The 18,310-nt window shown below is 48.5% G+C and carries 15 protein-coding genes; 14 read left to right on the forward strand and 1 reads right to left on the reverse strand.

Annotation, left to right across the window (positions count from 1 at the left end):
- The 3 genes from KCTCHS21_RS10545 (at position 1) to KCTCHS21_RS10555 (ending at position 5,486) form a co-directional block, all read left to right on the forward strand.
- Positions 1-2,964, forward strand: coding sequence for a cohesin domain-containing protein (locus KCTCHS21_RS10545; protein ID WP_130607482.1), 2,964 nt, complete (start codon positions 1-3; stop codon positions 2,962-2,964).
- A gap of 279 nt (positions 2,965-3,243) precedes the next feature.
- Complete coding sequence (locus KCTCHS21_RS10550; protein WP_130607484.1) at positions 3,244-4,125, forward strand: transporter substrate-binding domain-containing protein; 882 nt, start codon at positions 3,244-3,246, stop codon at positions 4,123-4,125.
- A 20-nt stretch (positions 4,126-4,145) separates the two neighbouring features.
- Positions 4,146-5,486, forward strand: a complete 1,341-nt coding sequence (locus tag KCTCHS21_RS10555) for an LLM class flavin-dependent oxidoreductase (RefSeq protein WP_130607486.1) — start codon at positions 4,146-4,148, stop codon at positions 5,484-5,486.
- A gap of 35 nt (positions 5,487-5,521) precedes the next feature.
- On the opposite strand, the gene KCTCHS21_RS10560 is transcribed toward KCTCHS21_RS10555, so the two are convergent.
- Complete coding sequence (locus KCTCHS21_RS10560; protein WP_130607488.1) at positions 5,522-6,406, reverse strand: LysR family transcriptional regulator; 885 nt, start codon at positions 6,404-6,406, stop codon at positions 5,522-5,524.
- A 175-nt stretch (positions 6,407-6,581) separates the two neighbouring features.
- Here KCTCHS21_RS10560 and KCTCHS21_RS10565 point away from each other — a divergent pair, with 175 nt between their 5' ends.
- The 11 genes from KCTCHS21_RS10565 to KCTCHS21_RS10615 all read left to right on the forward strand — a co-directional run bounded on the left by KCTCHS21_RS10565 (position 6,582) and on the right by KCTCHS21_RS10615 (position 18,270).
- Positions 6,582-7,952 (forward strand): MFS transporter, encoded by a 1,371-nt coding sequence (locus KCTCHS21_RS10565; protein WP_130607490.1) that lies wholly within the window; start codon positions 6,582-6,584, stop codon positions 7,950-7,952.
- A gap of 152 nt (positions 7,953-8,104) precedes the next feature.
- Entirely contained in the window at positions 8,105-8,728 is a 624-nt protein-coding gene (locus tag KCTCHS21_RS10570; RefSeq protein WP_130607492.1) for a LysE family translocator, read from the forward strand.
- A 233-nt stretch (positions 8,729-8,961) separates the two neighbouring features.
- A complete protein-coding gene (locus KCTCHS21_RS10575) occupies positions 8,962-10,764 on the forward strand; it encodes a sensor histidine kinase (protein ID WP_130607494.1) in 1,803 nt (600 codons plus the stop codon).
- Complete coding sequence (locus KCTCHS21_RS10580) at positions 10,757-11,779, forward strand: response regulator (protein ID WP_157994012.1); 1,023 nt, start codon at positions 10,757-10,759, stop codon at positions 11,777-11,779. The genes KCTCHS21_RS10575 and KCTCHS21_RS10580 overlap by 8 nt, the downstream gene beginning before the upstream one ends.
- Complete coding sequence (locus tag KCTCHS21_RS10585; protein WP_130607498.1) at positions 11,773-12,363, forward strand: helix-turn-helix domain-containing protein; 591 nt, start codon at positions 11,773-11,775, stop codon at positions 12,361-12,363. Before KCTCHS21_RS10580 ends, KCTCHS21_RS10585 begins: the two co-directional genes overlap by 7 nt.
- Positions 12,364-12,470: 107 nt before the next feature.
- Positions 12,471-13,814 carry an ABC transporter substrate-binding protein gene (locus KCTCHS21_RS10590; protein WP_130607500.1) on the forward strand — a complete coding sequence of 448 codons (1,344 nt, stop codon included), beginning with the start codon at positions 12,471-12,473 and terminating at the stop codon, positions 13,812-13,814.
- 72 nt (positions 13,815-13,886) lie between these two features.
- Positions 13,887-14,765: a carbohydrate ABC transporter permease gene (locus tag KCTCHS21_RS10595; protein ID WP_130607502.1), complete on the forward strand. Its 879-nt coding sequence runs from the start codon at positions 13,887-13,889 to the stop codon at positions 14,763-14,765.
- The gene (locus tag KCTCHS21_RS10600) at positions 14,765-15,583 is read left to right on the forward strand and encodes a carbohydrate ABC transporter permease (RefSeq protein ID WP_130607504.1); all 819 of its coding nucleotides are present in this window, start codon (positions 14,765-14,767) and stop codon (positions 15,581-15,583) included. The genes KCTCHS21_RS10595 and KCTCHS21_RS10600 overlap by 1 nt, the downstream gene beginning before the upstream one ends.
- Before the next feature lie 322 nt (positions 15,584-15,905).
- Positions 15,906-16,871 (forward strand): C-terminal binding protein, encoded by a 966-nt coding sequence (locus tag KCTCHS21_RS10605; RefSeq protein WP_130607506.1) that lies wholly within the window; start codon positions 15,906-15,908, stop codon positions 16,869-16,871.
- A 123-nt stretch (positions 16,872-16,994) separates the two neighbouring features.
- Complete coding sequence (locus KCTCHS21_RS10610; protein ID WP_157994013.1) at positions 16,995-17,789, forward strand: SDR family NAD(P)-dependent oxidoreductase; 795 nt, start codon at positions 16,995-16,997, stop codon at positions 17,787-17,789.
- Between the two features lie 55 nt (positions 17,790-17,844).
- Complete coding sequence (locus KCTCHS21_RS10615) at positions 17,845-18,270, forward strand: cupin domain-containing protein (protein WP_130607510.1); 426 nt, start codon at positions 17,845-17,847, stop codon at positions 18,268-18,270.
- Positions 18,271-18,310: the final 40 nt, after the last annotated feature.

Consider the following 18,310-nt stretch of genomic DNA (forward strand, 5'->3'; position numbering starts at 1 on the left):
ATGAAGAAGAAGCTGTTAATCGTCCTATTAGCAATATCTATGTTGATGACCCTAGCCAGCGGGGTTACTGTCGCAGCGGAGAATAATACTAACAATCGGCTGCAATATTTCGGTTACTATGGTTCGGATGGTGCATCATACGGCAACCCTACCACTGAATATATGCAAATTATCGGAGAATTGGCGAATAGCAACGTCGCTTTTATTAATGGTTGGATTTCTGGGCAGAAGTTAAGGGATACGATCGAGTTTGCCGCTTCGAAAAAAATGAAAGTGATTCTCCAAGTTTCTGATATTTTCTTTGCTTATGAAGCTAATGGGGGATATATGGTTGGGCCGTGGGAATATAATTGGACAACCCTAAAGCAATTGTTGAGCGGACTTGAAGACAATGTGCTCGCTTTTTATTTCGATGAGCCTGCGCTGCTGGGGGTTAGTGAAAAGGACTTCAGATTTGTTACTAAGCTGATCAGAGAAGACTTCCCCGATAAAAAAGTTATGCAAATTAGCGCATTAGCCGACTTTGATCCTGGCAATACCGGGCACGGCATTAGGAGTGATTATCTCGAATATGTTACAGACGTGGGATTCGACTATTACAGTGGCTGGGATATAGGGGACTATTTATATTATCACGAAAAATTGAAATTGCTAGCGAACAAAAACCAGGATATCTGGCTCATCCCTAGAGCATTCAGTAGATTTAATTCTTCCGACGGCATGCAGCAGGAATTGCTGCGACATTATGAGCTGGCTTTAAGAGAGCCGCGGGTTGTCGGTATTCTTCCGTTCAATTTTCCATCAGGAGGGGACTGGGGGGAGGGCTTGGGATATTTTATTGACGATACAAACCCGCTCTATGATTCTTATTTGAAAAATACCCATATTCAGGTTGGAAGAAGCGTGATCGGAAAACAAGGGACAAACGATAATCTATACGGCGCGTCGCTTGATTTCAGTTCCGTACAAGGGGAAAGAGGCTGGTATTATCAACAAGGGAATAGCAGCTCAAATACAGCTTTAATTTGGAATGCCGGAGAAAAGATATGGCAGGGAACGAATTCATTATTAACGATCGGAGCTGATTTTCAGCAGCCTAATGCCGAAGATTCCATTCGCAAGTGGATAGCTCCGAAATCGGGAACAATTGAAATCGCTTCAAACGGAAACATCCGTAAAAGTAGTACTTTAGGTGACGGCGTGCGTCTTAAATTACTGAAAAACGATACTAGAATTTGGCCGAATGATAGCGATTGGAAGCTGCTTCAAAATAACGATAAAACTGGTTTTCCCATGAAAACGACGATTGAAGTACAGGCGGGTGATGCTTTATATTTCGTGGTGAATCAGAATGGGAACTCAATTGGCGACAAAACGTTTTGGAACCCCGTCATTATTTACAAGACTATTACTGAAGCATCTGCTACGTTAACTGGCCCTGCATCTGTGCAACGTGGTGATGCAGCTAATTTGCAAATCGGCATATCCGGCGACCCTCTAAACTTCACAAGCTGGCAAGGTGTTCTAAGCTATGATCCCAACAAGGTGAAGTTTGCCACCAAGACGGTGACCCTCGGAAATAATGGAGGTACCTATCAGGCATTGGCAGACGAAGCTTATACGAATGTACGGCCAGGCTTTCGGCTTTTGTCTAGTGACGTAAAAGAAGAACAAGGTAAAATATATATTTCCATGGCTAGTGTGGTCGCTGAAGATGCAGTACATGAAAGAGGCAATTTGCTTACCTTGCATGGCACAGTAAAGATTGGCGCAGCAATGGGAACTTCAGAGGTAGCGCTTAGCGATCTTAAAGTATCGGTTGGAGGAACAGAAACAAGTGTTGTTGGCGCGTCATTCTCCATGCAGGTAACTGCAAAGGAGCCTATTGATCCGAATGAGCTTCTTACGAATCCTGGATTTGAAAACGGTACGACGGGATGGGAGCCATTCTTTGCAGCTACTTTGAAGTCTGTTACTACTCCTGTGTACTCGGGTTCTAAGGCACTTGGAATAAGTAATAGGGACTCAAACTATACAGGTGCGATGCAGGATATTAAAACGATATTGTTAGACAACGGACAGGGGACTTATGATTTTGGAGCTTATCTGCGCACAGAAGCAGGTACGCAAACGATGTACGTAAATATTTATGTCGTTGATAGTGAGGGTGGTCGTTACTACACGGGATCTTTTGAAAATGTAGGAAATGGAAGCTGGGCGAGATCGTCAGGCTCGGGCGATATTACATGGAAAGGTGAGCTCAAAACAGCTCGAATATACGTGGAATCCGTTACGGAAACAGGAAAAGGCAATTTTTATATCGACAGCTTCAGTTTCAAGAAAAAAACTTTGCCTACCATCGAGAAAAGCACATTGACGACAAGTGTAAGCACTATCCCTGCAGGGACGGTATTTAAAGTTAACTATGGACTTAATGAAGTGAGTCAAGCTATTTATGCGCAGGACTTTAAGCTGGATTATGATCCTGCCGTCATGGAGTTCATATCTGCAAAATCTTTAATAGAAGGGATTGCGATTGTAGGAATCGATAAGGAAAAGGCAGGTAAGCTTCGTTTAATTGTTGCCAGTCAAGGTTCGGAGCACTCTGTCATCGGTAATAAGCAAGTGGTAGAGCTTACCTTTAAAGCAAAAACGATTAAACAATCAGCTCCTGGCGTAATCTCGATTACGAATGCCATTTTAGGAGATGATCAAGGAAATGAATCCAAAGCAGTATTATCGTCCATCGCTCTTGAAGTAACAGCAGGAGGCTTGGGTGGAGATCCTACTGATGTTAATCAAGATGGAAAAGTGACCATAGGTGATTTGTCGATTGTAGCTGCTTATTACGGCAAAGACAGCAGTAGTCCTGAATGGGAGCAAGCGAAGAAAGCGGATATAAATGGAGATGGAAAAATCGATATCCTTGACCTAGCTATTGTGGCTAAGAAGATAGTGAAATGATAATTAGATTAAAGAAGTTTAAGACATCCTTAGATCCTTAGGGGTGTCTTTTTTATTCGTGAAGAAAGAAATAGGAAGACTAGCCTATATTGCTCTGAAAACGGACCAATTGCAGCCAAATGTATTAGACTAATGAAATTTATTCATGAAACAAATAGAGAAGCTTCATTAGACGGTCATAGAACGCGGATGGTAAGTTAAAAGAGAATTAAAACAAATTAAAACGATAGGAATAATAAATATATATCCTGTCGGAGACTAAAAATGGAGGAACCAATCATGAAGAAGTGGAACGTATTAACGGCAATTATTACGATTAGTATGGTGCTGGCAACAACAGCTTGCGGTACTAGCGGTAAAGACAGTAATGGAGGCGGAGGCAACGCTTCGGCAACGGCTAGTCCTGCTCCGGTCATAGCGAGTGAGGCGCCGCCTGTTAAGGTAAAGAAGGTTATTGTAGGCACGAGTACGACATACCCGAAAGTATTTTTTGTTGATGAGAAAGGTAATCTGACTGGCTTTGATGTTGAACTGGTTAAAGAAATCGACAAGCGATTACCTGAGTATGAATTCGAGCTGCAAGCGATGGATTTTACCAACCTGTTACTCAGTCTAGAAACGAAAAAAATTGATTTCATTGCAGCGGAAATGGTAAGGAATGCGGAGCGTGAGCAGAAATATTTGTTTAACAAAGAGCCCTATGCATTTAGAAAAACCAAAATTATTGTGAGCAAGGAAAACACGGGCTCGTTCCAGACACTCGATGATTTGAAGGGGAAAAAGGTGCTGACCAATGCGACAAGTGCTCAGGCAACACTACTGGAAAACTATAATAAGTCGCATGATAATGCTATTACGATTGTTTATCAGAGCGGAGCGATTAACGATACCGTAAGCCAAATCGCTAGTGGGCGTGTGGACGCTACATTGGGTGCAGATTTTACTCTTCCCTTGATAGATCCAGAGGGCAAGCTGAAAACGACGGGCGACCCGATAGAAAGTAGCGACGTTCGGTTCGTTTTCCGAAAAGACGATGCAGAGGAGCAGAAGCTAGCCGATGCCATTGATAAAGCGCTCCAAGAAATCAAGGCTGAAGGTACTTTGTCCAAGCTTAGTATCGAATGGCTCGGAGCAGATTTCACGAAGGGGACGCCGCAATAATACGAAGGGAGCATTAAGCGATGGCCAAACGCAGACAAATGAAGCTAGGCGCAATGCTGCTTGGCGTTGGAAGAGGGAACTCAACTTGGAGACATCCGGATGCAGTGACCGATGCCAGTATAAATCTAGAGGTTTATAAACAATGGGTGAGGAAAGCTGAAGAGGGTAAGCTCGATCTGATTTTTATAGCCGATGGCTTATATATTGAACCCAAATCGATCCCCCATCAGTTGAACCGGTTCGAGCCCATCTCTCTTCTAAGCGCCCTTGCATCTGAAAGCACACATATTGGCTTAGTAGGCACAGTGTCTACCTCGTATAGTGAGCCCTTTAATGTAGCTCGGCAATTTGCTTCTCTGGATATGATCAGCAATGGTCGGGCTGGCTGGAACCTGGTTACTTCTACATTAGACAGCACTGCGCTAAATTTCGGCGGTAAGGGAAGGCAAGGTCATCCGGAACACAATCTGCGGTATCAGATCGCTGCAGAATTTGTGCAGGTTGTACGCGGGCTTTGGGATTCATGGGAGGATGATGCATTTGTGCGGGATAAGGCTTCCGGTGTCTTTTTTGATCCTGCGAAAATGCACACATTAAACCATCACGGTGAGTATTTTGCGGTGAAGGGGCCGCTTAATATTGCTCGCTCTGAGCAAGGGCAGCCTGTCATTTTCCAGGCGGGGACATCGGATGCAGGGAGAGATTTCGCAGCTAGAGAAGCAGATGCTATCTTTACAGGAATAGAGCACGAAACGATAGAGGAATCAGTGGCTTTCTATCATGATGTCAAGACACGGGTAGCCTCTTATGGTCGCGATCCCGACGATGTGCTCATTTTTCCAGTGGTTGCTCCGATCATTGGGCGTACTGAGGGGGAAGCAGAGGACAAATATGAACAGATCGCTAGCCTCGTTTCAATAGAAGATGCGCTGAACAATTTATGCCGCTATTTCGAGTACTATGACTTTTCTTCCTGTCTGTTGGATGAGCCCTTTCCGGAGGTTGGTGAGCTGGGGCGCAACGGCTTTCGCAGTACGACTGATCGTATTAAAGCAAATGCTAAGGAAGGTGGACTGACGCTACGTCAGGTTGCATTGCAGGTCGCAACGCCCCGAAATGCTTTTATTATCGGCACTTCGACTCAGGTGGCTGATCGAATTCAGCAGCTATTTGATGCGGGAGGAGCGGACGGATTTATGCTGGGCGCTGTGCTACCGACGGGACTGGAGGATTTTGTAGATGAGGTTGTGCCTATCCTACAACGGCGTGGGTTGTTCCGAAGCGAATATGCAAGCAATACGTTGCGAGGTAATCTGGAGCTGCCCATCCCACGCAACCGTAATCATGTAGCTGCACGGTGAATGGGCCCCCTGAGGATAATGCAAAGTCTCTGGCATCAAGCGGGTAAATATTTTTTGGCAATGAGGAAGTCACGAAATAGCAGTGTGGCGGGGGATAGATGACGTTTTTCCTTCCAGCCCATTTCTACTGGCATTTTGTCCTCTTCAATGTCGACAGCAATCCAAGAGATTCCTTCTGTTTCGAGGCTTGAAGCGCGTGGCAGTAGGGAAACCCCAAGCCCGGCTGATACGAAGCCCGAGACAGTTGGCAAGTCTTCTGCCTCATAGGTAATATTCGGAACAATGCCCCGTTTGTCGAATAACGCATCTAGAATGCTCTTCAGTCCGCATTGGCTTTTTAATCCGATGTAAGGCTCATCGCCCAGCTCATCTAATCCAAGCCGCTCCCGGCCAACCCAATGGTGATTGCTCGGCACTGCCAGATCGAGTCGGTAGGAGCAGACGGGTGTCCATATGTTGCCTTGTTCTTCCCAGCGGGGTAATGAAATGCATAAGTCGCTTTTCCCTGAATCCAGTTGATTGCGAATAAACGCGCCATTGCCTTGCTGTAGGTCAAAACGCACATTTGGGTACTGTTCGCGAAAGGAACGAATGAACCAAGGAATCAGGCGGGTGCCCAATATGTTGAGAAAAGCGATCGATACAACTCCAGTATCCGGATTGGTGAACGCCTCCAGCTCTTGTTTGCCCATCTTTATCTCATGAAGCACCCGTTCTACCCGCAAGGCAAACATTTCGCCGCAGGCGTTTAATCTGAGATTGCGTCCGCTCCGCTCAAACAATGGCATGCGTAGCTCTTCCTCCAGCTTGGCGATCGAATGGCTGATGGCTGGCTGGGTAATCGATAGCGCTTCTGCTGCACGAGTAACATGCTGTAGCTTGGCAACGGTCAAGAAGTATTCCATTTGATTTAGCTCCATGTTATCTGAACACCTCCTCTGAATATATAAACTCTCGGTATGTAACCATCATTTCCTTCCGAGAGTTTATGTTTTTATTATGAATAAAATTCATGATTTCAAGAAGAATGATGAATTATACAGCGTGAAATGTCAAGTTTTATAATAATAAATAAAATTTGGAAGAAGGTTGCGAATGAGCACAGCATCTGCTGTAAAACTCGTGCAGACGGATAAACTGCTTCGTGTGCTTGCTTTTACTCTTATGATTTCTGTCATGAACGCAACGATGTTTAATGTCGCTCTTCCGCAAATCAGTGTGGAGTTTGCTCTTGTGCCTTCTCAGGTTAGCTGGATTGTTACGTCTTACATGATTGTGTATGCGATCGGTACTGTCATCTATGGAAAGCTGGCTGACAAATATAGACTGAAGGACCTGCTAACATTCGGTTTAATCTTCTTTGCATTTGGCTCAATAGCGGGGCTCATTGCCAATCAATTTTGGCTTATTGTGCTTGGACGCGTGCTTCAGGCAGCGGGATCTTCTGTCGTAACGGCAGCAGCAATGATTATTCCGGTTCGCTATTACTCGCCGGAAAAGAGAGGACGTGCGCTAGGGATTACAGCAATGGGGATAGCGTTCGGGACGGCTGCTGGTCCAATCGTATCTGGCGTAATTACTAGTGCAGCGAGCTGGCGGTATCTGTTCTTGCTGTCGCTGCTCGCATTAATAGCCCTTCCTTCCTTTCGCAGGTATTTGGACGATACGAAAGGAGCGGCGAAACAAGCGGATATCGTGGGTGGTCTGCTGTTAGGCGGCACTGTGGCGGCGTTATTGCTTGCTCTGACAGGTGGAGGAGCTTGGTTACTGGGGGGGGGGGTGCTATTTTTAATTGTTTTATTTGTCATTCGTATTCGTGTGACCAAGGAGCCGTTCATTCAGCCTACGCTGTTTGGCAATAAGCGGTATGTATTCGGTCTAGTAATTAGTTTCTTATCATCGAGTGCGCTATTTAGCATTCCGTTCCTAACACCGCTGCTTCTAGGCAAGATCAATGCTTTTACACCATTGCAGATTGGAGTCGCGATGTTCCCGGCTGCTGCGATAGCGGCGATATTGGGTAGACAAGGCGGCAAAATAGCCGATCATCATGGCAATGGAACCTTGTTTTATTGGGCTGCTTCGTTGCTTGCCTTAGGGTTTGTTCTGCTCTCATGGACAGCCGGATTATTTCCGCTTTTTATTGCCGGTTTTCTTTTGTTCGGTAGTGTAGGGATGACGTTCATGCAAATTGCCATCTCGAATATGATCTCGCGGACATTGAAGGAGGAGCAGGTCGGTGTGGGGATGGGGTTGTACAGCACGCTCGGATATATTTCGGGTGCTGTTTCTATAGCCGTTATTGGCCGCGCACTTGATCATGGAACGACTGCTCATAAGCTGAATCCGCTGCACGGTGGCTTACATGGTATTGTCTACAGCAACCTCTTTCTGGAGCTGGCTGGATTGATCGTGCTGGTTGCTATCCTGTATGCAGGATTCACTCGTTTTTCTCGTGGTTTGTGAGCGTAGACCGGTCCGTCAGCGTTAATTGGCGGGCTTTTTATTTTCCGAAAAGTAAGGATTTAGCGGTTGGAAGGATAAATAAACCAAGAAACTTGCTGGCGACTTCTAGTGGGGAGTTGATTATAATGTAGCTTAGGACAGGAGATGATGTAATGGGACTATCATTAGCTTTATCATTTATGGGAGTGGCTGTTTTACTAACGTTGATGCCCGGACCAGATAATTTATTCGTTCTTGCGCAAAGTATATCAAGTGGCAAAAAGGCGGGCTTCGCAACTGCTCTGGGGCTTTGCACAGGTCTGATCGCACATATAACAGCTGCCACGGTTGGCATATCAGCTATCATTTATCAATCCGCAGTAGCTTTTGCAGTGGTGAAATATGCTGGAGCTGCCTACTTATTATACTTAGCATGGAAGTCTTTCAGAGAGAAGGATTCGGGACAGCTTCTCCAAGATCGAACTTCGTTAGACCTAAAATCATTGTACAAAAAAGGGATTATCATGAATATTTTGAACCCGAAGGTGTCCCTATTCTTTCTAGCATTTCTGCCTCAGTTCGTAGATAAATCAATGGGTAACATTACTCTACAAATGCTTATACTGGGTACAATCTTTTTTGTACAAGCCTTGCTTATCTTTGGTCTAATCAGTATTTTCTCGGATAAGGTGGGTCATATCTTACGCAAGAATCCATCGGTTTCTAAAAGGATCAGTGTTATTCAAGGCACTCTGTTTGGGTTAATTGGATTAAAAATCGCGATAAGTGATAGGTAAAATCAAAAAATTGGACATCAATAAATCGATTTTTTGAATATTCTGTTTCCAGATGAAGCGCTATAATTAGAACGAACTGACGGAAGGTTGGGCGGAACTGTGCGATCCGGTCACCGTGACGATGGACAATCTCGCCTTTGCGATGGGAGAGCGACTGGCGACCGCTGTCGCTCCCGGCGAGGAATATCGTTGGCACTTAGAAGTCAGCGTACGCTGAAGAAGGGGCCGAAGCGATGAGATTTATCAGATGGCTGTTAATCAATCGAAGCATTCGGACCAAAATTGTCTGGAGCAGCGTGCTCACCTCGCTCGTTCCGATGCTTGTCCTTTCCTTCCTATTTTACGAATCCAGCACGAGGTCGCTGGAGCGGACGATGTATCGCAGTACCAATCAGAACGCCCAGTACGTGGCCGGTTATCTGAATCAATATTTTCGCGATTTGTCGTCTTCGGCGTTGCAGGTATACGGATTTTCGCATGTCATGAACTTGATGGAGCACGGCAGCAGTGCAACTGACGAAGACTTCTTCTCGGTGCGCGAATCACTTAAGAACTATTACACTCTCGTCGCTAACAAAAACAAAGATACCGTCATAAAAATTAAGATTTTCGGTAAAGACAACAAGCTCCGGGAGTACTGGTCCCGGTCTGCCAGCTACGATTCGATTCCGTTCAACGATAGCATTCCCCATTATGGGGACATGCTCGATTTGCCTTTCCGGGAGTCGCTCTCCTTTACGTACTTCGACGAAGTCCTAAAGCAGGACTTCTTCGTCTTCGCAATTACGATCTACGACCCTTTCTCCCGCAGCAAGATTGGCTCGCTCGTCTTCTATATCCAGAAGAAAGAGCTTGCTAAAGTAATTGAAGCGAACAACCAGGCGCCGAACGTTATCGTGCTGCGCAACTCCCGGGGCGAGACGTTCTACAATACGAACACTAACTATGCCGACCTCGTTCCGCCGTCCTCTGAGCTCGATCCACATTTGAAAAAGAAGCCGAAAGCCATACAATTCGTGCAGCGCAATGAATTGCTCGTCGGAACGTCCTATCTGGACAATGGCAACTTGACGCTAACGATCGTCTATTCGAACGAAGAGATCAAGCGGAACCGCAATAATACGTTGTTGATCGCCGTTGGCGCTTGCATCTTCGCGATTCTGTGCATTTCCTTGCTGTCGCTGCTCGCGCAGCAGTACATTACGCGTCCGATCAAACGGCTAGGCAAGGCGATGAAAATGGTACGCCAAGGCAACTTCCAAGTTACGCTGGATCAGCCTAACCTGTATCGCGACGATATTTCCGAGCTGACTCGCAACTTTAACTTTATGACGGAAAAAATCTGCGAATTAATCGAGCTGCGCTACCAGATGCAGCTTCGTAATAAGGAAGCGCAGCTGCTCGCGCTGCAAATGCAGATCAATCCGCATTTTCTGTACAATACGCTGCAGACGATCGGCGGCAAGGCGCTGCTGAACGAAGACTACGACATCCCCGAGATGTGCCGGTCGCTCGGCGACATGTTCCGCTACAGCTTCTATGAAGGCAACACTGAATCGACGATCGGGCAGGAGCTGGCGCACGTTGGCAACTATTTGTACATTCAGCAGTTCCGGTTCGAGGATTCGCTTCTGATGGAATTCGACGTGCCGGAAGCGCTAATGGATACGCCCATCATTCGCTTCGTCATGCAGCCGATTATCGAGAATGCTGTCGTGCATGCGCTCGGCGGGCCAGATGACCGTCAATTGCTCATCCGCGTTAGGGCGTGCGTCGAGGACGAAGCGGTCGTGCTGTCGGTGCGCGACAACGGTCCCGGCATCCCCGCCCCGAGGCTTGCTGCGTTGCGAGGCGGTTTGGAGATAAAGTCGATGGAAGTGTTTTCCGGTGTCTCGATCGGACTGAAAAACGTGCACGAGCGCATCCGTCTAGCATACGGCGATCCGTATGGGCTGGCCATCGACAGTAGACCGGACGAAGGGACGGACATTACGATCCGGATTCCATACAGAAAGTGGGGGGAGTCATGTGTTTAAAGTGATGGTCGTCGATGATGAATCTTGGGGACGCAAGTCGGTCAGCAAAATGATCGCTAAGCTGGAGCTAGACGTCGAAGTGGTTGCGGAAGCGCGCAACGGGGCGGAGGCGCTGGAGCTTATTCCGATCAGCAAGCCGCAAATTATTGTGACGGATATGAATATGCCCGTCATGAACGGGCAGCAGTTTCTGGAGCAGCTGTACCATCGTTACAATTATATTAAAATTATCGTTATCAGCGGACATTCGCAGTTCGAATACATGAAGGCAGCTGTGACCTACCAGGCATGTGAATACGTGCTGAAGCCGGTGTCTCTAGCGGATCTGAAAAGCGCGATGATCAAGGCGATGCAGGCAAGCCGCAGCCATCTGAGCTACGAGCAACGTCAGCAATATGCGAACGAGATGCGCAAGCTGAGAACCGAAGCGTTCCTGCAAAATGTGACAGCGCGGCGTATTGCCAATACCGCCGATATCGTTGCCAATGCCGCCAAGCTGCTTGCAGATCCGCCGATCGGCCGTTACCGGCTTGCTGTATGCAAGCTGCGCTGGTTCCGAGAGCTGGCGGAGACGAAGTTCAATGGCAACGCTGACCTGCTTATGTACAGCGTGGAAAATATGATGCACGAAATGACGCGCGAAGCGGCGCTGTATGTGTACAAGTCGGACGACAGAACCCGGCTCTGCCTGTTGCTCCCGGAGTCGGAGTCGGAATGCGTCGCCGTCCGAGATTTGTTCCTGCCGTTTCACGTGGCCGTCAGCCGCATGCTGCAGCTGTACGCCGTCGTCGGGCTGAGCGCGCCGCGAGACCGGCTCGATCAGCTGCCTGAAGCGTTCGAGGAAGCCGCCGATAGGCTGCACGGCAATCCGCTGCAAGGAACGGAGTTCGCCATCAAGTCGGACGACTCGCCGTGCGCGCCTTCGGAAGGCTGCGAAGTGCTCGGGGGTTCGACGCCAAGCTGCTGCATCAAGCGATCGCAGGCGGGCAGGCGGCTGCTGTGCGCCGGATGCTGAGCGAGTTCGCGCGCAAAGCCGAAGCGGCAAATTCGCTGACGATTCAGGCTGCGCAGAAGGAACTGCGCAAGCTTGTCGATGCCGTCGGAGATCAGTGGTCGGCGGTTGCCGCCGTTAGTCCACTATTGTCCGATCATGGGGCGATAGACGGAGTCATGAGCCTCCCTTCGCTTATTAAATATGTCTCGCAGCTGTCTTCGGCCATCGAGAGGCAGATCGGCGCGCGTTCGACACCTGAAGCCGCGAATCCGATGCGCGAGATTGCCGCGTATTTGGACGAGCATTTCTTCGAGGACGTAGGCTTGATCGATGTCGCTACCCGTTACCATATGGATCCTAGTCACTTGAGCAGGCAATTCAAATCGGTGACAGGAGAGAACTTTATCGAATACGTCACGCGCAAGCGAATGGAGAAGGCGTGCGAGCTGCTGCGCGAATCCGATCGTAAAATCAACGACATCGCCGAACTGGTCGGCTACGAGAACCAGCGGTATTTCAGCCAAGTGTTCAAGAAATTCACCGGATTGACTCCATCCGAATACAGAGAATCGCCTGCACCAGTTTCCCCTTCTGCAAAAAATTGAACATGGCGTCCCCAATTTTTTTTATTCCTGACGCTGCAACCACCCGGTAATATGAGCATCAGGACGAGGACGCTCGATCCGACACTATCAAACAAGGGGAAATGGATATGAACAAGAAGCTAAGCCTCGGGCTGATCATCGCGATGCTCGTCGTGCTGCTGGCCGCTTGCGGCGGCAACAAAAAGGAGAACGCCGCAAGCCCGACAACGCCGGCTTCCGCATCCGACAGCCCGGCGACGGAGTCGGCCAGCGTGCCGGCATCGGAACCTGCGGAACCGATCACGATTTCGTTCATGCATTTCAAAAGCGACGCGACGGACGGCATCGCCAAAATCGTCGAGCAGTTCGAAGCGGAAAACCCGAACATCAAGGTCGACGTGCAGCCGGTCAAGTTCGACGATTACGATACGCTGCTCAAGACGAAGCTTGCCAGCGGGGACATCGTCGACGTCTTCACCTTGAACTCCGGCGGCAAGACGAAGCTGTTCAAGGACGGCGGCTACATCGAGGATTTGACCGATCAGGAATTCATGAAGACGTTCGATCCGGGCGTGCTCGCCGATCAGACGACGGACGGCAGAAATTACATTATGCCGCTGAACGCCGGACCGATCGCCGTCTTCTATAACAAGAAAATTTTCAGCGATCTCAACATTGATATTCCGACGACATACGATGCGCTGATCGCGGCAGCGCAGAAGATCAAGGACGCAGGCAAAACGCCGTTCGCGCTCGGCTGGAAGGACGGCTGGCCGCTCGGCATGTGGCTGAGCCGTGACTTTCCGAGCAACACGGTGCTCGTCGAGAAGCAAACGGACTTCTTCGACAAGCTGGAGAAAGGCCAAGCGAAGTTCGCCGACAATCCAGCGACGAAGACGGTCATCGCGCACGCGTTAGATATGTTCAAGTACGGCAACAAGGATCAGCTCGGCGTCGATTACAACGGTGCGGTCGATTTGTTCGCCCGCGAAGAAGCCGCCATGATGTACATGGGAACATGGCCACTGCCGGACATAGAGAAGAAAAATCCGGACTTGTACGCGAACGGTATGGGCTACTTTCCTTATCCGTTCAGCAACGATCCGACGCTGAACAAGCTCGAGTTCAACCCCGACGCATCGATCGCGGTCAATAGCAAGTCCGAGCACAAAGAAGCGGCATTCAAATTCCTCGCGTACTTGGCCAGCGTTCCTGCAGCCAATACATGGGTTGAGAACGTCAAGACGCTGACATACGTGAAAGGCGCTTCCACGGACATCGCGCCGGCGGTTACGGCGCTGAAGCCGTACTTCGATAACGGTCAACTGTACAACTCGCAAGTATACATTACGACGACGATTGACTGGAATACGCAGTTCTCGCAATACGTGCAAAAGGTGTTCTTCAAAAAGGCGACGCCGGATCAGATTATTAAGGATCTCGACGATTGGGTCTCCAAAAACCACAAATAATCCGGGGCTTGACGACGCAAAGCGGCATAGGCGAAGCCTATGCCGTTCCTGCTGACAAAGGAGAGGAAACCAATGGTAAACCTTAGACGAACGATTCGGCGCGAGATGTGGTATATCCTATTCCTTGTTCCTGGTGTACTGCTGTTCACATTCGCCGTCATCGTGCCTTTCGCGACGGGCATTCGTTACTCGTTCACGAACTGGGACGGCATCTCCCGCAAGTTGACTTATATCGGCTGGGACAATTACGTGAATGCGCTCCAAGATCCAGACCTATGGACGGTTCTTGGCAACACGTTCAAATATGCGATTATGCTAACGCTGCTCGTCAACGCCATTTCGCTCTTGTTCGCGCTGCTGCTCGACAGCTACTTGCCGCTGCGCAATCTGTTCCGAACAATTTTCTTCTTGCCGAGCGTCATCTCGGTCGTGCTCGCGGGCTTCATTTGGAGCTACAACTATAGCCAAGGTTTTCCACGGCTGCTGTCGTATCTCGGGCTTGACATGACAAGCCCGCTTGGCAATCCCGACCACGCCCTGATCGGTCTCGTTATCATCGCCGTGTGGCAAGGGGTAGGCGCGCCGATGATTATCTATATCGCCGGCTTGCAGGGAATTCCGTCCGAATTGACAGAGAGTGCGCGCATCGATGGGGCGGGGCCGTTCCGCGTCTTCCGCAGCGTAACACTGCCGCTGCTCGCACCGTCGGTGACGATCAACATGCTGCTCGTGCTGACGGGATCGCTGAAAGTATTCGATCTCGTGCTTGTGACGACGAACGGAGGACCGGGCTTCGCAACCGAAGTTATTGCGACGTTCATCTATAAAAACGCTTTCAACTCGTATAAGGCAGGGTACGGCATGGCACTGTCGTTGATCTTCTTCGTCATTCTAGTCATCGTAACTGTTGTGCAGGTGTCGATCTTCAGGAAGCGGGAGGTGGAAATGTGATGAAAAGCAAGCGAATGTTCGTGTTCATTGCCGTATCAATTGCGGCGCTTATCTTCCTTTTCCCGCTCTACGTCGCCTTGCTGATGGCGTTGAAGTCGGCCAAGCAGACTTTTGAGTCATTCTATGCGCTGCCGCCGAGTTTGGACTTGGCCAACTTCGTTCACGCCTGGGATACGTCCAAGTTCCCAACGGCGTTTCTGAATAGCGTCATCGTTACGACGATTTCCGTCGCGCTCATTCTCATCGTCTCCGCCTTGAGCGGGTATGCGATCGCGCGCGGCAACAAGCCGCTGTACAGCTTCTTTTTCCTTCTATTTCTCTCCGGCATGATGGTGCCGTTCCAGGTTACGATGCTGCCGTTATACCAGCTCGGCAAATCGCTCGGTCTGCTGAACAATCATTGGGGTATGATGCTTATTTACGGCGGCTTCGGCGTACAGTCCGGCGTGCTCTTCTTCACCGGCTTCGTGCGCGGTATCTCACGCGAGATCGAAGAAGCGGCGCGAATCGACGGATGTTCTACACCTGGCATTTTCGTGCGTATCATAATGCCGCTATTGAAGCCGGTGACGGCGACAGTACTCGTGCTTAACGCTCTGTACATCTGGAACGACTTTTTGCTTCCGCTGCTTTATTTGCAGAAGAAAGAGTATCGCACGATCCCGTTGCAGCAATATTTTTTCTTCGGCCAGTACAGTAGCGATCTGAACCTTGCGTTCGCATACGCGGTCATGGGGCTCATTCCGATCATCATCTTCTTCCTGTTCATGCAGCGCTTCATCGTAAAAGGAATCGCCGCAGGGGCAATTAAAGGATAACCTCATCATGCGTCCCGGCGCACATCAACTACTAAAATAATTGTAGTAGGGTATGAATTTCCATGTTGATTTTTACCATCTATAAGTAAATGCGCATAGAGGGCACCCGGCTGGAAATTGCCGGGTGCCCTCTAAACAGTTGTGCGGACGATAGTGCAAAATCGCACGGCGTCAACCCTGTGGCGCATGGTTCTAGACGCCTTGATCCTATCAGATTGTGCGCTTAGGATGTTCGATCCATCCAGTGACATTCATCATTTGTACGCATAAATATAATATTGTATACTAAAATAAAATTTAGTATTCTAAAAGGAGTTTTAGCATGAATTTTCGCGTCGTGATCGCCGCATCGGATCCAGAGTTTCCTGATTACAGCAACGAGAAGCAAATATTGGAGTCGATCTCTGCCTCCTTGGAGGCACGAATCTGCAACACCGTCTCGGAGGTTGTCGCATTCTGCAAGGATGCGCACGCTATTATTACGAATCATTCCCCCTTTACGAAAGAAGTCATCGATCAGTTGGAGCAATGTAAGGTCATTGTCCGATATGGGATTGGCTACGACAATGTGGATATCGCGGCAGCTGCGGTGAGAAATATTCCCGTCGTTAACATTCCCGATTATGGCATTCAGGAGGTAGCTGATCATACGTTCACACTCTTGCTCAGTACGGTCCGCAAAATTCCGACGATGGATCGGAATGTAAGGAAAGGCGATTGGCAGATTGATGCGCTGCGTCCGATCGTTGGGCTTCACAACAAAGTACTTGGGTTGGCCGGCTTCGGAAATATTTCGAGGGAAGTTGCTAATAGAGCGAAAGGGTTCAATCTGCAATTGATTGCCTATGATCCTTATGTGCCGGATGAAGTATTTCAGCAGATGGGTGTTCGCAAAGTTGATTTTAATACTTTACTGTCTGAAAGTGATTTCATTTCCTCGCATTTGCCGTTGAACAAAGCGACTGAGCACATATTTAATAGGGAAGCATTTGAGCGAATGAAACGTACTGCCTTTCTGGTCAACACATCAAGGGGCGGGGTTGTGCATACGTCAGATTTGGTATGGGCATTGGAGAACCGCGTGATTGCTGGGGTGGGTCTTGACGTATATGAAGAGGAACCGCTACCGGTGGATCACCCCTTACTTGCTTTGGAGCAATGTGTGTTAAGCGGTCATGCAGCCTGGTACTCGGAAGACTCTATCGTGAGACTTCAGCAATATGCAGCATTGGAGGTTAAACGGGTGCTGTCAGGTGAACGTCCGAAACACGTTGTTAACGGAGTTTAACGATAGCCAATATTACATTGACTACAATTTATTTAAATTGTATACTAAATTTGAAAAATGAATATTAAATAAATTCGATTATTAATGATACAGATGCTCTTACTATCGGAAGGATGGATTATCATGCAATTTGCAAACCAAGTCGTATTGGTTACGGGGTCCGGGAATGGTATCGGTTGCAGTACAGCGAAATTATTCGCCGGAGAGGGCGCAACTGTAATTGTCGCGGATGTCGATGGCAGTGCCGCAGAAGCGGTGAGTGAACAAATTAGGCAATCGGGAGGAAAGGCGGTAGGGTATCAAGCTGACGTCTCCTCGGCTGAACAGGTCGACCGGTTGTTCGCTAACATAATTAAAGAGTTTGGCGTATTAGACGTGCTTGTTAACAACGTCGGTTCCACGATCCGTAAACCACTTGTGTTTTTCACAGAGGAAGAATGGGATTTTGTGTTCGATACGAATATCAAATCGATGTTTCTATGTGCAAAACAAGCGGGCCAATTGATGCTTAAGCGCGGTAAGGGTGTAGTCGTGAATATCTCATCCATTCATGGGTTAGGCGGTATTAGCGGACGACTTCCTTATTCGACTTCCAAGTCAGCTGTGGAAAGCTTTACGAAAACGTTGGCGTGCGAATGGGCACTTGATGGAGTCCGCGTTAATTGTGTAGCTCCGGGTTATATTCTTACAGAAGCAATGACCGAAATATTCGCCAAAGGCGTTTTGAATCAAGAGGATATGCTACGTCGGACGCCGCAAGCCCGCTTAGGGGCTCCTGTCGATATTGCCGAAGCTGTTCTGTTCCTGTGTTCGGAGCGGGCATCGTTCATCACTGGATCTATCTTGCATGTTGACGGTGGTTATGCCGCTTATCACGGGCCTGAGCCGATTCCGTCCTTTCACCATAAGTTTGAATAGTTGGTAAAAGCGTTTGTAACCTGTATGATCAAATACATATTAGGAGTGTTGTTAAATGGCAAAGGGAACAGTTGTGCATGCTGCAGAAGTTAAGACATTGTATGTGGATGAAACGTACTCATCAAAAATGCTAATCGATCATACGAATTCCTTAACGAAAAATATTCAGATCAACATGGGGATCGTTGCCCCAGGAGCGAAGCACGCCGATCACAATCATAAGCCGGAGTATGATGAGGTTTACTTGATCCAACGAGGTCAGGCGATGGTTCGATTAGACGGAGTAGAGCACAACCTGGAGGCCGGAGATGTTGTGTTTATACCGGGTGGCTCTATGCATGCCATTGCCAATCGTAGTGCAACGGAAGATCTCATCATCTTCACTGCATGGTCGCGCTTACCTGAGCCAGGTGCTAACTCTGTGTACGATCAGCGCTTGAAAGAGTGGGGCAAATCATTCAAGACTATCGATGAAGACTGAATATAAATGAATCCGAAGCAAACGAGTCCGTTTCTGTTCA

The organism is Cohnella abietis, assembly GCF_004295585.1.
Classification (GTDB): domain Bacteria; phylum Bacillota; class Bacilli; order Paenibacillales; family Paenibacillaceae; genus Cohnella; species Cohnella abietis.